Here is a 14,552-nt window from a genome sequence, read left to right as displayed (position 1 = left end):
CCGACCGGATGGCGGCATGCCGGTCGTCGCCGCCCTCGACCGCTCGACGTGCCATATGGCGACCGCGCCGGTACCGATGGGCGATACGCGGTACCTGCGAACTCCTGACCGGGAGAGAATTCCCGGTCAGCGGGATGTTCGGCGGCGATCGGTCCGCAGCGAACGACTGGTACGGCACGATCGGGGCATGGATCGACGGCGCGCGGCGACCGGTGAGCTCGCGATCATTCCGGCGGTACTGGCCGACCGGGCACGGCGGCACGGCGCGCGGGTCGCGGTGGTGGCGCCGGAGGGTCAGCTCACCTACGCCGAACTCGCCGTCGCGGCGCGGCGGGTCACACGGGCGTTGCTGGCACGATCGGTGCGGCCCGGCGATCGGGTGGCGATCTGGGCGCCCAACACCGCGCGCTGGGTGACCGCCGCGCTCGGCGTGCTCGGTGCGGGCGCGACGCTCGTCCCGATCAGTACTCGGCTGCGCGGTCGCGAGGCGGCCGACATCCTCGCTCGCGGCCGGTGCCGCATGTTGCTCACCGTGGCCGGATTCCTCGGCACCGACTACCCGGGGATGCTGCGGGAGTCGGGGGGCGCGCTGCCGGAGTTGCACACCACCGTCGTGCTCGACGACACCGCCGCGGAACTCTCGTGGTCCCGATTTCTCGCACTCGGCGCCGAAGTTCCCGTCGCGGACGCCGACGCGCGGATCGCGTCCGTGGACCCGGAGTCGGTCTCCGACATCCTGTTCACCTCCGGCACCACGGGAGTGCCGAAAGGCGTGCCGTCCACCCACCGGCAGACCATCGAGGCGTTCAGCCGTTGGGCCGATGCGGTCACTCTCTCCGGCGACGACAGGTATCTGCTGGTGAACCCGTTCTCCCACACCTTCGGCTACAAGGCCGGGATCATCGCGTGCCTGTTACGCGGCGCCACCATGGTGCCGGTGGACCGATTCGATCCGCAGCGTGTGTTCAGCGCCATCGAGCGCGAGCGGATCACCGTGCTGACCGGCCCACCGACCCTCTTCCACGACCTGCTCACGCACCGACGCGCCGCCCACGATCTGAGTTCCCTGCGGCTGGCGGGCACGGGTGGTTCGAGCGTGCCGACCGAATTGGTGGAGCGGATCCGCTGTGAACTGGGTGCCGAGAACATCTTCACCGGGTACGGACTGACCGAGTCGACCGGCGTCGCCACGATCTGCGCACCCGATGCACCGGCGCACCTCCTGGCGCACACCGTAGGAAAAGCGCTGCCCGGCACGCTGATTCGGGTTGTGGACGATTCCGGGCGACGGGTGCGGGCGGGTGAGCCCGGCGAGATCGTGATTTCCGGTCCCAACGTGATGCACGGTTACCTCGACGACCCCGCAGCGACAACAGCGGCCATCGATTCCGGCGGCTGGTTGCACACCGGCGATATCGGCACCCTCGACACCGACGGCTACCTGCGCATCGCCGACCGCCGCGCGGACATGTTCATCGTGGGCGGGTTCAACGTCCACCCCGCCGAGATCGAGCGAATCCTCCTCGACCATCCCGAGATCGCGGAAGCCGCAGTAGTCGGTGTCCCCGACGCTCGTCTCGGCGAAGTCGGCCACGCCTTCGTCGTCCCCGACGGCCCCGTCGAAATCGACCCGACAGAGATCCTCGCCTGGGCCCGGACCCGTATCGCCGGTTACAAGGCCCCGCGTCGCATCGAGGTCGTAGCGGCACTACCTCGAAACGCTGCAGGCAAGGTCCTCAAACGGGTCCTGCGTTCGCAGGGTGCCCAGCCCTGAGCATTCCCGGCCTCTACCCCGGTAATCGCCTCCCAGGCCGCTGGCGAACCTATAGGTGACCCCAATCCACCGTTGCACCATCCCCCACGCGGCAGGATAGCTATATGGGTCAGGAGACCGCTGCATCGCCTCTTGGAGCGCCACCGTCTCGAGCCCGCTCCATTGCCATCCCCTCAGCATGGGCCGTCCTTCTTGTCGAAGCGCCGGAAACGAGCAAGGCGGTCCTACCCGCCCAGGTCGCGAAGGACCCGGTTCGGTAGGACCACCTTGTGCAGTGGGTGATCAGCGAGAACGTGTCCGGCTGCTGACACGCACCTGCCGCCCACAGGATCTGCGCGCCGCGTGTCAGGCGACCTCGTTCTTCATCTGCGCGGTGAGGATCTTCTGGTATCCGGATCCGAAAAGCCTTGGCAACCAATCGATGACGTGGGCGTCCGCGCCGATCAAGATCTTCGCCTTGTTCTTGCGGATACCGTTCACGATGACCCGCGCGGCGTGCTCCGGGGTGGTCTTGGCCAGGCGGTCGAAGTTGGCGGCCAGCGCGTCGCGATCGCGATCGCCGCCCGCCCGCGCCTTCCAGGCGATCTCGGTCTTGATCATGCCCGGATGCACGCTGCTGACGCCCACCGCGTGCCCGGCGATGTTCATCTCCTGCCGCAGCGCGTCGGTGAAGGCGCGAATGGCGAATTTCGTCGCACTGTAGGCGCCCTGGCTTGGGCAGGCGGCCAGGCCGAACATGCTCGACACGTTCGCGATATGGCCGTCACCGGAGGCGATGACATGAGGCAGGAACGCCTTCGTGCCGTAGGCGACGCCCCAGAAGTTGATGCCGACGATCCATTCGAAGTCGGCCCAGCCGAGTTCTTCCACGTTCGCGGTCAGCGAGACTCCGGCGTTGTTGACCACCAGATTGATCCCGCCGAAGTCCTCGGCCACCTCGTCGGCGTGGCGGTACACCGCCGCCCGGTCGGTCACGTCCAGCTTGTACGCGCGGGCTTGCGCGCCTTCCTTGCTACACAGCGCCGCGGTCTCGGCGACGTTCTCCACGTTGCGGCCCGACAGCGCCAGCCGAGCGCCGCGGCGGGCGAGTTCGACCGCCAACGCCCGGCCGATTCCCGCGCCCGCGCCGGTGATCACCGCGGTCCTGCCCTCGAAATTCTTCACGGTCGATTTCCTTGTCTCGCTCGGCGGTCGGCCCGCCGGTTTGCTCTGCCGGTGGTCCTCACAGGCACGTGTAGCCGCCGTCCGCCACGAATTCCGAGCCGGTGCTGAAGCTCGACTCGTCACTGATCAGGAACAGCACCAGGTTCGCCAGTTCCTCGGGACGGCCGGCCCTGCGGATCGGCTGATTGCCCGACATGCCCTGTGAGCGTGCGGAATCCGCGGTCATCTCGGTGACCACGACACCGGGGTGCACCGAGTTGACGCGAATGTCGTCGGCGGCGAACTCCTGGGCGGCGGTCTTGGTCATGCCGCGCACGGCCCATTTGGACGCGGTGTAGCCGAGGATGTTGGAGAAGGCGATGATGCCGCCGATCGAGGAGATATTGACGATGGAGCCGCCTCCGGCCCGGCGCATCGACCCCAGCACCGCCTTCATGCCGAGGAAGACCCCGACCTGGTTGACGTCGATCACCTTGCGGAAATCGGCTTCCGACAGCTTCTCGATCGGATCGACATGAACGATCCCCGCGTTGTTGACCAGGCCCGAGACCGGCCCGAAGACCTTCTCGGTGTAGGTGACCACGTCGTTCCAGGCCGACTCGTCGGTGACGTCGAGCGGGAGGAAGGTCGCCGCGTCGCCCAACTCGGCGGCCAGAGCCACGCCATCGTCCACCAGGACGTCGCTGATCACCACGCTGGCGCCCTCGGCGACCAGCCGCCGCGCGAAGGCCGCACCCATTCCCCGTGCGCCGCCGGTGACGATCACGTTCTTACCCTCGACGCGTCCCATCAACGCGCTCCTTCCGATGTCTGCGCCCGACGTTCGGTCGTTCCCGGCTGGTTCCCTGCGATATGACCGGCCGCGATGTAGCCGAACACCATCGCGGGACCGATGGTCGCGCCCGCGCCGGCGTAGTCGTTGCCCATCACCGAGGCCGAGTTGTTCCCCGCCGCGTACAGGCCGGGGATGGGCTGCTCGTCGCTGTCGAGGACGCGCGCGTGCTCGTCGGTGACCAGACCTCCCTTGGTGCCCAGATCTCCCGGCACCATCTCGACGGCGTAGAAGGGCCCCTGCTCGAGCGGCGCCAGACACGGGTTCGGGCGCACGGTCGGATCGCCGTAGTAGCGGTCGTACGCGGAATCGCCACGGCGGAAGTCCTCGTCGCGACCGGCACGGGCGAAACCGTTGAAGCGCTCCACCGTCGCGGTGAGCGCCGCGGGCCGCACGCCGATCTTCGCCGCGAGCTCGGCCAAAGTGTCTGCCTGCTGGATGATCCCGGCATCCAGGTACTTCTGCGGAAGCGGACGCTTCGGGAAGTTGCCCAGGAACAGGTACCGGTCCCGGAACCGCTGGTCCATGATGAAGTACGCCGGGATGTGCCCGACGCCCGCCGCTTCCTGCTCGTACATCTTGTGCACGACGTTGACGTAGGGGGCCGATTCGTTGACGAACCGCTCGCCCGCGTGGTTCACCATGATGCCGCCGGGCTGGGAGCGCTCGGCGAGGCAGAAGAACGGCGGCCCGTCGGGATTGCGCACGGACGGTCCCCACCAGGCGTCGTCCATGAGATCGACCGCGCCGCCAGCCTTCTGGCCCGCGACGATGCCCTCACCGACGTTCTCGGTGGCGCCCACCGTCCATTCGGTGGACTGGGGGCCGCTCATGTACTGCCGACGCATCTCCAGGTTGTGCTCGAAGCCGCCCGCCGCCAGCACCACGCCGCGGCGCGCCTTGATCACCACCGGCGTCCCGTCGCGTTCGGCGCGTACGCCGACCACCGCGTTGCCCTCGGTGATCAGTTCGGTCAGCGGCGTGTTCAGCCACACCGGCACCCCGGCGTCGCGCAGCGACAGCCACAGCCGGGCCGCGAGGGCCTTGCCCAGGCTCAGCGGCAGCCGTCCGCGCAGCTTGTTCCCCACCGCTTGGATACCGACCTTGATCGCGGTGCGCTTCCCGGCCCAGGTGCGGGCGATCATGTTCAGATCGTGGAAGTCGCTGACGGTGAAGGCGATGCCCTTGGGACCGGACATGGTCGGCTGGTTGATCTTGTGCAGGTCGCCGCCGAGCAGCCGTCCGTCCAGCGGGGCCGGCTCGATGCTGCGTCCCTGGGCGAGACCACCGGGGAACTCGGGGTGGTAGTCGGAATAGCCACGGTCGTAGACGAATTCCCAATATTTGCTGCGAGCGCCGAGGTAGCGCATCATCTCCGGTCCGCGCTCGAGAAACGCCCGCTGCCTGGCCTCCGGTACCCGATCGCCCACCACGGCCGCGAGATAGGTGCGGGCAAGTTCCGGGCTGTCGGGCACGCCTTCGCGCTGGAGTACCGGGTTGTTCGGGATCCAGATGCCGCCGCCGGACCGTGCCGTGGAGCCGCCGAACGCTCGGCCTTTCTCGATCAGCGTCACCGAAAGTCCACGGTAGGCGGCCGTGAGGGCGGCGGTCATGCCCGCGGCGCCGGAACCGACGACCACCACGTCGAATTCGAATTCCTGAGTCATCGCGTCGCTTCCCGTCAGTAGCCGCAGCCGGTGAGCATGCCGCCGTCGACCACGAATTCGCCTCCGGTGCAATAACTCGCCGCGTCCGAGGCCAGGAACACCGCCACATGGGAGACCTCGACGGGCTGCCCCCAGCGCGGGATCGGCAGGCTCGCGAAGAAACCGTCGCCGTCGACGCCGGACGCACCGGACACCGCCGCGGTCATGGGCGTGGCGATGCCGCCCGGGTGCAGCGAGTTGATTCGGATACCCAGATGGCCGAGCTCGCGGGCGGCCGACTTGGTGATGCCGCGGATCGCGAACTTGCTCGCGCTGTAGGCGGACAGGCCCGCGGCGCCGACGAACCCCTCCACCGAGGAGACGTTCACGACCGCACCGCCGCCGGTCTCGGCCAGCGCCGGTGCGGCGGTCTTGATGCCCAGCCAGGTGCCGGTCACGTTGACCGACATGATCGCGGTGAAATCCGCCAGAGCCATTTCGGCGATCGGCACGAACCGCAGGATGCCCGCGTTGTTCACCACCGCGTCCAGCCGCCCGTAGTGGCCGACCGCCTCCGACACCGCGGCGGACCAATCGGCCTCGCTGGTCACATCGTGGTGCACGTACCGCGCGGCGTCACCCAGTTCCGCGGCCAGCGCCGTTCCCTCGTGATCGAGCACGTCACCGAACACCACCCGCGCGCCCTCGGCCACGAACTGCCGTACGTGCTCGGCGCCCATCCCGCGCGCCCCGCCGGTGACCAGCGCCACCTTGCCGTCGAGTTGTCCCACCGATTTCCGTCCTCTCTGACCGTCCCTTGCGCACCGACGCTAGGTCGCCCACCGGGGGCACGGCACCGGACGGTCCCGGCCACCGGGACTAGCTCCTGACCTGAGAAATTCCAGCGGTCATATTTCGATTAGGCATACAGCTTCCGACTGTCCCGCAGCGGGACGAATCACCCCGACGAAACCGGAAACGCCCGATCGGGCGTCGAGAAGGAGACCGGATGAAGTTCTCGATGATCTTCGAGGCCCAGATGGCCAACCCCTCGCGTGAGCACGAGCACCAGGTGCTGCGCGACTGTGTCGAGCAGGCGGTACTCGCCGACGAGATGGGATTCGACACCGTCTGGGCGGTCGAGCACCACGGCTTGAAGTGGTATGCGCACATGAGCGCCCCTGAGGTCTTCCTGACCTGGGTGGCCGCCAAGACCGAACGGATCCGGATCGGGCACGGCGTGGTGTGCATGCCGTTCAACTTCAACCACCCCGTGCGGGCGGCCGAACGCGCCGCGATGCTCGACGTGCTGTCCGGCGGCCGGCTCAACCTCGGCGCGGGCCGCGGCGCGACGCCGGTGGAGACCTCCATGTGCGGTGTCGACCCCGAGCGCACCTACCAGGAGGTCGAGGAGTCGCTGCGCATGATCGGCAAGGCATGGCAGGATCCCGAGGCCGAATTCGAGTACAACGGCGAACTCTTGCAGGTCTCGCCGCATTCGCTGCTGCCGCGGCCGGAGCAGCTGCCGCATCCGCCGCTGTTCATGGCGTGCACCAAGAAGGACACGCTGAAAATGGCCGCCGACTACGGAATCGGCGCGCTCGTGCTGGGTTTCGCGGGCGTGGAGGAGATCGCCGAACTGCGGCGCACCTATGACGAGGCGATCGCCGCGCGCACCGGTGAGCGTTTCGTCTCGACCGTCGTGAACGATCATTTCGCGGCGCTGTGCCCCACCATCGTCCTCGACGACCGGGAGAAGGCCCAGCAGATCGGCGCCCGCGGACAGCGCTTCTTCGCCCAGTCCATCAAGCACTACTACGGCGCGGGTCCGGCTCCCGACGAGGCCGTGGACCCGAACGCGGACGAAGTCGCCGCCATCAAGCAGGCCGCCGACGACCACGTGGCCTACCTGCATGAGGCCAAGATCCCCGTGAAGACCGGCGCCACCTCGGTCTTCAACGTCGAGCACGCCTACGGCAGCCCCGAGGACGCCATCGCCTACGTCGAGCGTCTGCAGGCGGCGGGCGCCGACGAGATCCTCTGCCTCATCCAGATGGGCACCGTGCCGCAGGAGGCCTGCCTGGAGACCATCCGGCATTGGGGCGAGAAGGTCATCCCCCACTTCCGCAACAGCTGACCCCGCAAGACAACGAGGAGTTCGACATGGTTGACCTGAGTGGGAAGGTCGCCCTGATCACCGGCGCCGCCCGAGGACAGGGCGCCGCCGAGGCGCGGCTGTTCGTGGAGCGCGGCGCCCGGGTGGTGATCACCGACGTGCTGGAAGCCGAAGGCGCGCAACTGGCCGAATCGTTGGGCGCCGCCGCACGTTTCGTCCGGCACGACGTCGGCAGCGGTGACGACTGGGAGGCCGCCGTCGGCACGGCGGTTTCGGCGTTCGGCACGCTGGACGTCCTGGTGAACAACGCCGCCATCTACACCGCGAAGCCGCTGAGCGACACCGCGCCGGAGGAGTTGGAGCGAATCCTGCGGGTGAATCTGGTCGGTCCGTTCCGCGGCATCCAGGCGGCGATCGGGCCGATGACGCGGGCGGGCGGCGGCTCGATCGTCAACATCTCCTCGCAGGCGGGCCTCGAGGGGCTGATGGGTCACTCCGCCTACGGCTCCTCGAAATGGGGCCTGCGCGGGCTGACCAAGACCGCCGCGCTCGAACTGGGCCCGGCCGGAATCCGGGTCAACTCGGTGCATCCTGGCCCGATCGCGACCCCGATGGTCCCGTACCTGACCACCGGCCCCGGCAGCTTCCCCTCCCTGCCGCTGCAACGCACCGGCGCGCCGGAGGAGGTCGCCGAGCTGGTCGCGTTCCTTGCTTCCGACGCCTCGGCCTACATCACCGGCGCCGAGGTGACGATCGACGGCGGCCTGGCGGCGGGCAAGTTCCTGCCACCGGACCTCGAGCAGTAGCGAAAGGGGCGAGCCGCGATGCCGCTGACACCACAGGCGCGGGCGATCGTCGAGGCCGCGGGCGCCGCGTTCCCGAAATTGGGCACCGAAGTGCTCGATGCCGCCGAGGCCCGGCGGCTGCTCGCCGCCCGTCCCGCGCCGGTCATCGATCCGATTCCCGTCGCCGAGGTGTGGGATCGACTGATTCCCGGCCCGCCGGGCACACCCGAGATCCGCGTCCGCGTCTATCGTCCCGCCGCGGCGGTGCAGCCGCCTCCGATCGTGATCTTCTGCCACGGCGGCGGATTCGTGATCTGCAGTCTCGACAGCCATGACCGGTTCTGCCGGGCCATGGCCGTCGGGGCGGAGGCGATCGTGGTGTCGGTGGACTACCGGCAGGCGCCCGAGCACCGGTTCCCCGCGGCGGCCGAGGACGCGTACGCGGCGCTGCGCTGGGTCGCCGACCACGCCGAATCGCTGGGCGGCGATCCCGCCTGCCTCGTCGTGGCCGGGGACAGCGCGGGCGGCAACCTCGCCGCGGTGACCACGTTGATGGCACGCGATCGAGGCGGCCCCGAGATCGCCCGGCAACTGCTGCTGTATCCCATGCTCGATCCGGCCTGCGCCACGGCGTCCTACCGCGACAACGCCGACGGCTATTTCACCACCGCCGCCCACCTGCGCTGGTATTGGCGTCAGTACCTGGGCTCGCACGACGGCGCCGATCCGTACGCCAACCCACTCACCGCCGACCTGGCCGGGCTCCCGCCCGCACACATCGTCACCGCGGAGTTCGATCCGCTGCGCGACGAGGGCGAGGACTACGGGCAGCGGCTGCGGCGAGCCGGTGTCCCGGCGGCGATCCACCGCTGCGACGGCATGTTCCACGGCTTCCTGAGCATGGCCGACGACCTGCCCGAGGCGGTCCGGGCCAACACCGCCACCTACGAGGTCGTACGCGCCGCCCACGCCGAGCGGCGTTCCTGAACGAGCCCGCACCACGCACTGTTAGGACCCACCCATGACCATCCAACGGATCGGCCCCGCCTACCCCACCGACGACCTGCCCGCCACGGTGGCACTGCTGGCCGCCGTCCTCGCTACCGAACCCACCGTCGTCGACGGCGACCGCTGGGCCCAGTTCGACAGCGATGGCGTCCGCGTGATGCTCGCGGGCACCGACCGCGAGGACGACAGCCCGTTCCTCGCGATCAAGGTGGACGACCTGGATGCCGCGTTGAACCGGCTGCGCGCCGGAGGTTTCGAAGCCGCGCAGCCGGTCATCGGACCGCACGAACGCCGCGCCGTGATACGGCCGACGCCCGGCTCCGCCTGGCACATCGCCCTCTATGAACCGATCTCGGGTGCGAATCCGGCCCAGCGAGCGGAAACATCCGAGTAGCAACGAAATACGGCTCGGCCGGGCATTGTCACTCGGAGTGGATTCCGGCGGCCGGTTCCGATGCGGCCGGATCTGTCGGGTTCGCCGGATCGGGGGGAACCGCACGGAACGATTCGGACGGCGGTCGCCGTAAGGCGCGATCGAAGGCACGCGCCGAGGCGGGCCACGGGTTGGTGACGCGCCCGCTGTCGTGTTTGTACCAGCAGTTCGGTCCCATCGCGGGCCACACCGTCTTGGTGACCGCTTGCTCGAGCCACTGCTGATGTTCCCGCATCGCGGTTTCCCTGACCTCGATGGCGGACGCGCCGATCCGATCACGCCAGTGCAGGCAACGGACGATGTAGTCCACCTGACACTCCTTCATTCCCGGATTGCTGCCCGCGGGGTTGAAACTGTTCGGCCCGGCGATCAGGAAGGCATTCGGATAGCCGGGGACCGCCATGCCCAGTAGCGCGGTCGCACCGGAACGCCACTGGTCGTGCAGCAGCACGCCCCCGCGTCCACGCACGGTGATCGGGACCAGGAACTCCGGAGCACGGAAACCGGTGGCGTAGATGATCACATCCGCGGCATGGTGTGCACCATCGGCGGTGCGCACTCCATCACGGGTGATCCGGGCGATCGGGTCGGTGATCAGCTCGACGTTCTCGCGGGCCAAGGCCGAATAATAGTGACTGTCGAAGATGATGCGCTTGCCCCCGATCGGATAGTCGGGGGTGAGTTTCGCCCGCAGCCGCGGGTCCGCGATCCGGTTGTGCAGGTACCGCCGGGCAGCCCATTCGGCGGGCCGCGCCGACCAACCTCGGCGCATGATCGGCGCGAGCACGGCATCGGAGCCGTAGTACAGGACTCGGCGATAGAGATGGTGAGCGCCGGGCAGCCGCAGCGCCGTTCGAGCGAGCGGCCCGAAGTCGGCGGGTGGTTTGGGCAGTACCCAGTGCGGCGTGCGCTGGAAGACGCGGACCCGCCGGGCTTTCGTGGCCAGGGTCGGCAACATCTGTGCCGCGCTGGAGCCGGTGCCGATCACCGCCACGTCCCTGCCGTGCAGGTCCTGGTCGTGGTCCCAGCGCGCGGAATGGAACGACGGTCCGGCGAAATCCGCCCGGCCCGCGAGATCGGGAATGCTCGGCCGGTGCAGCTGGCCCACGGCGAAGATCACCACCTCGGCGACCACACGCCGCCCGTCGGAGGTGGTCAATTCCCACCCGCCCTCGGTTTCCAGATAGCTGGCTTCCCTTATCGCGGTGCCCAATCGCAGATGCGGAACCAAACCGTGGTCGGCGGCGACCCGGCGCAGATACTCCAGGATCTCCGCCTGGCGCGGATATCGGATGCGCCGACTTCGGTAGGGCGCGAACGAGAACGAATACAAGTGGGACGGCACATCACAGGAGCAACCCGGATAGGTGTTGTCTCGCCAAACCCCGCCGACGTCGCCGTCCCGCTCGAAGATCACGAAATCCGTGATCCCGGCTCGCCGCAACCCGACTCCCATCCCGATGCCGCCGAAGCCCGCTCCGACGACAGCCACCTTGTAGGTCATCGAGATCGCCACCCCTCCTCCTTCATCGTCACACAGTCAACATGCAGCTACCTCATCTCTTCGTTGGCTGAAGGCTTCTGGATGGAAACACTTCCGAGTGGTTGACCGCTGGACGGCGTAGGCCAGAAGTACGGGGCCACAGTGAAACACCGCGCATCACATGATCAACGGGACGATGTTCGACGATCCGCTGACTGTCGCGGTCCTCCATTCACCACGCGGTCATTCGCGATCGATCGCCCGTCAAATAGCACACTCTCCGCTATTTGCCGGGCCTTGTCGCAGGTACGGCCGATCGTCCCGTCGCAACGAGAGCGCGGGAGATGCCGAGGACCGTTTCGCCGAACGCGACGGATTCGACGTGGCGCTGGTCAACGGCACATCCGGGATCGCCAAGTGGACGAAGGCGTCTTCTGAACGAATTGCGGCGCAGCGTTTTTCGCGGGGACACCGGACGAATCGACAGACACGCCTTACAAGCCGGCGAATGCGGTTGCCGCGATACAACTGAGCGTTCGCCCGTTGGACATCCGCGCGCGGCATTCCACGGAGCGACCGGCCCGGCGCGTCCGGTGTCAGCGGGGCGCGACGTTCGGTCCGGCCACCACCGGTACCAGGTATGTGCGCGCGAAATCGTCGAGTTGCCCGTCGGTCCGGAGTTCGGTGAGCCCGTGCGGCGCGAGGATCAGCGAGTGGACGATCCGGCACACGATTTCCGCACGAGTGGTCAGATCCGTTGCGGGCGGCAGGATTCCCCGTTCGACAGCGCGCTCGAGCGCGGTGACCGTCGCGTGGACGGACATCGCGAACGGGCCCGCGCCATCGACGGTGAGTTTCAGGACAACGCGCGCCGGTTCCAGCGCCAGCATGCGGTCGACGAGCGGATTCGTGCGCCAGCGGGTGATCACGGTGACGAAGATGTCGGCGACGAGATCGCCGAGCTCGTCGTGCCGGTCGGCGATCTGGGTGATCTCGGCGAGCACCGCGGCCACCTCTCGGCTGATCACGGCTTGCACCAAGTCGTCGCGACCACCGACATGGCGATAGACCGTCACCCGGTCCACGCCCGCCTTCCGCGCCACTTCCTCGATCGTCGTCTTCTTGACGCCGACCTGCTCGAAGAGGACCAGAGCCGCGTCCAGGATCCGGGTGACGAGGGTGCCGGCGACGTTCTCGCTGCTCGCAGTGGCCTTCGACGCGGTGGGCATGGGCCAACGCTAGCAAAACGGATCCATCGTGCAACATTCAGCCCGAGTTGTTGCTGCAACATTGCAATGCAATTTGTTGTTCTGTACGGTCGGGTCATGGCTGAGCAGGCAGGCGCGACGCAGCGCCGGTATCGCGACGAAGCGCATGCCATCCATGCGCGCGACGTCCATTTCGATTTCGACTCCGTGCCCATGCACTACGTGCCGGGCGAGGCCTTGGCCACCCACATCGTCAATGTGATGCACCTGGTGCTGCCCGAAGGGGAACGAGCCATGGCGCAGGCACTGGCCGAAGCCCTGCCGCACATCGATGACGAACGATTGCGGGAGGAGGTCACGGGGTTCATCGGGCAGGAGACCATGCACGCGAACAGTCATGAAGCCGCGCGCGCCCACCTGCGATCGATCGGGTTGGACGTCGATTCCTACGTCGGCAAAGTCGCCTGGCTGGTCGATCGCATCCTCGGTGACCACGGCTTGACCGGCCGGGCGCGGGAGGAGTGGCTCAAGGAACGGCTGGGTCTGTTCGCGGGCATGGAGCACTACACAGCGGTGCTCGGGGAATGGCTGCTCAACGCGGACATCCTCGAGGAGAAGGGCATGCATCCGGCGATGCTGGACCTGGTCCGGTGGCACGGCGCCGAAGAGGTGGAGCACCGCAGCGTCGTCTACGACGCTTTCATGCATATCGACGGCAGCTACGCACGGAAAGCCCGCACGGCGATCCTGGCCAGCGCGACCTTGCTTCCGCTGTTCATCGTCTCCACCGCCTATCTCTACCGGAAGGATCCGTCGCCGCAGAAGGGCCGGTTCTGGGGCCTGCAGTTCTGGAGCGCGACCCGGCGTGGCGTCATCCCGAAGTGGACGGTCTTCGTCACCGAGATGCCGCGGTACCTGCGGCCGGGTTTCCATCCGTCCCAGCTGGGTCCGATGGACAAGGCCCTGCGCTATCTGGCGCACTCGCCTGCCGCGCGGGCGGCGCACCGATGAACGGATCACCCACCCTGGCCGAGCGCTCGGCGACCGGGGGACTGCGCCTGATCGGCGATGTCATGGACATCTATCGGAAGGTGTTCGTCACCGGACGCACCGCCGCACTCCTGTCCCGCCCGAACACGGTGCGCCGCACGGGCTTCGATACGGACGTAACGATCGCCGGGATCGAACGCGAAGCCGCCGACGTGGTGAGCCTGACACTGCGCGCGGCCGATGGCGGTCCGCTGCCCACCTGGCGGCCGGGCGCGCACGTGGATGTCTTCTTGCCCTCGGGACGGCAGCGCCAGTACTCGCTGTGCGGCGACCCGAGCGACCGGTTCCGGTATCGCATCGCGGTGCGGCTCATTCCCGACGGGGGCGGCGGATCGCGGGAGATCCATCATTCGCTGCGAGTCGGCGACCGTCTGCGCATTCGCGGGCCGCGCAACGCGTTCACCTTCGTCGAGGCGCCGTCGTATCTGTTCCTGGCCGGTGGCATCGGCATCACCCCGATCATGCCGATGGTCGAGGCGGCGGGCGCGCGTGGACGCCTGGTGTACGTCGGCCGCTCACGCGAGACCATGCCGTTCCTGGCCGACCTGCCCGGCGCCGACGTCAGGCCGGACGACGAATTCGGCCCTCCGCATGTCGCCGCACTGCTGGCGCGCGCAGAACCCGGTGCGGCGGTGTACGTGTGCGGGCCGCCGCCGATGCTCGAGGCGGCGCAACGGTGCCTGTTCGAACTCGACCCGACGGCCTCGCTGCACACCGAACGGTTCTCCGCGCTTCCGGTCGCCGACGGCGCGGAATTCGACCTCACTCTGGCGCGCACTGCGACCACCGTCCGGGTCGCGGCCGACGAAACGGCGCTCACCGCGATTCATCGCGCACTGCCGGACACTCCTTACTCCTGCCGACAGGGTTTCTGCGGCACCTGCAAAGTCGCGGTCGTCTCCGGCGCCGTGGACCACCGGGATCGTGTGCTCACCGCGGCCGAACGCGAGAACCAGATGCTGGTCTGCGTCTCCCGCGCCGCGGGCGAACACCTCGTGGTCGACCTCTGAGACCGTCATACGAAAGGGACAGCGTTGTCTATGCGTTGCCGAT

At 68.1% G+C, this 14,552-nt stretch carries 13 protein-coding genes; 7 read left to right on the top strand and 6 right to left on the bottom strand.

Annotated features, from left to right (window positions below; all coding sequences use genetic code 11):
- Positions 1-187 precede the first annotated feature (187 nt).
- Positions 188-1,774, top strand: coding sequence for a FadD3 family acyl-CoA ligase (locus ACL03I_RS12850; RefSeq protein ID WP_412806004.1), 1,587 nt, complete (start codon positions 188-190; stop codon positions 1,772-1,774).
- A 345-nt stretch (positions 1,775-2,119) separates the two neighbouring features.
- Here ACL03I_RS12850 and ACL03I_RS12845 read toward each other — a convergent pair whose 3' ends face one another.
- The 4 genes from ACL03I_RS12845 to ACL03I_RS12830 are packed head-to-tail and all read right to left on the bottom strand — an operon-like array spanning position 2,120 to position 6,207.
- Positions 2,120-2,938, bottom strand: a complete 819-nt coding sequence (locus ACL03I_RS12845) for an SDR family NAD(P)-dependent oxidoreductase (RefSeq protein ID WP_412806003.1) — start codon at positions 2,936-2,938, stop codon at positions 2,120-2,122.
- 58 nt (positions 2,939-2,996) lie between these two features.
- The gene (locus ACL03I_RS12840; RefSeq protein ID WP_412806002.1) at positions 2,997-3,728 is read right to left on the bottom strand and encodes a glucose 1-dehydrogenase; all 732 of its coding nucleotides are present in this window, start codon (positions 3,726-3,728) and stop codon (positions 2,997-2,999) included.
- Positions 3,728-5,437, bottom strand: coding sequence for a 3-oxosteroid 1-dehydrogenase (kstD, locus tag ACL03I_RS12835; protein WP_412806001.1), 1,710 nt, complete (start codon positions 5,435-5,437; stop codon positions 3,728-3,730). The genes ACL03I_RS12840 and kstD overlap by 1 nt, the downstream gene beginning before the upstream one ends.
- 14 nt (positions 5,438-5,451) lie before the next feature.
- On the bottom strand, positions 5,452-6,207 hold the full coding sequence (locus ACL03I_RS12830; protein WP_355075423.1) for a glucose 1-dehydrogenase: 756 nt from the start codon (positions 6,205-6,207) through the stop codon (positions 5,452-5,454).
- A gap of 218 nt (positions 6,208-6,425) precedes the next feature.
- Here ACL03I_RS12830 and ACL03I_RS12825 point away from each other — a divergent pair, with 218 nt between their 5' ends.
- From ACL03I_RS12825 to ACL03I_RS12810, 4 genes are read left to right on the top strand one after another with little or no spacing between them, the layout of a single operon-like run.
- Entirely contained in the window at positions 6,426-7,553 is a 1,128-nt protein-coding gene (locus ACL03I_RS12825) for an LLM class flavin-dependent oxidoreductase (RefSeq protein WP_355075421.1), read from the top strand.
- Between the two features lie 26 nt (positions 7,554-7,579).
- Entirely contained in the window at positions 7,580-8,338 is a 759-nt protein-coding gene (locus ACL03I_RS12820; protein ID WP_364436805.1) for a glucose 1-dehydrogenase, read from the top strand.
- 18 nt (positions 8,339-8,356) lie between these two features.
- Positions 8,357-9,304, top strand: coding sequence for an alpha/beta hydrolase (locus ACL03I_RS12815; protein WP_412806000.1), 948 nt, complete (start codon positions 8,357-8,359; stop codon positions 9,302-9,304).
- A 34-nt stretch (positions 9,305-9,338) separates the two neighbouring features.
- Positions 9,339-9,719, top strand: coding sequence for a VOC family protein (locus ACL03I_RS12810; RefSeq protein ID WP_355075416.1), 381 nt, complete (start codon positions 9,339-9,341; stop codon positions 9,717-9,719).
- Positions 9,720-9,747: 28 nt separating this feature from the next.
- Here ACL03I_RS12810 and ACL03I_RS12805 read toward each other — a convergent pair whose 3' ends face one another.
- Positions 9,748-11,274 (bottom strand): flavin-containing monooxygenase, encoded by a 1,527-nt coding sequence (locus tag ACL03I_RS12805; protein ID WP_412805999.1) that lies wholly within the window; start codon positions 11,272-11,274, stop codon positions 9,748-9,750.
- A 563-nt stretch (positions 11,275-11,837) separates the two neighbouring features.
- Positions 11,838-12,470 carry a TetR/AcrR family transcriptional regulator gene (locus ACL03I_RS12800; protein WP_356965825.1) on the bottom strand — a complete coding sequence of 211 codons (633 nt, stop codon included), beginning with the start codon at positions 12,468-12,470 and terminating at the stop codon, positions 11,838-11,840.
- A gap of 96 nt (positions 12,471-12,566) precedes the next feature.
- Here ACL03I_RS12800 and ACL03I_RS12795 point away from each other — a divergent pair, with 96 nt between their 5' ends.
- Both ACL03I_RS12795 and ACL03I_RS12790 read left to right on the top strand, forming a co-directional pair.
- Positions 12,567-13,460: a metal-dependent hydrolase gene (locus tag ACL03I_RS12795; RefSeq protein WP_356965823.1), complete on the top strand. Its 894-nt coding sequence runs from the start codon at positions 12,567-12,569 to the stop codon at positions 13,458-13,460.
- A complete protein-coding gene (locus tag ACL03I_RS12790; protein ID WP_412805998.1) occupies positions 13,457-14,509 on the top strand; it encodes a PDR/VanB family oxidoreductase in 1,053 nt (350 codons plus the stop codon). Before ACL03I_RS12795 ends, ACL03I_RS12790 begins: the two co-directional genes overlap by 4 nt.
- The last annotated feature ends 43 nt before the right edge of the window (positions 14,510-14,552 follow it).

This window comes from Nocardia sichangensis, from assembly GCF_047200615.1.
In the GTDB taxonomy this organism is placed as follows: Bacteria; Actinomycetota; Actinomycetes; order Mycobacteriales; family Mycobacteriaceae; genus Nocardia; species Nocardia sichangensis.
This window is presented reverse-complemented; position numbering and strand designations above follow the sequence as displayed.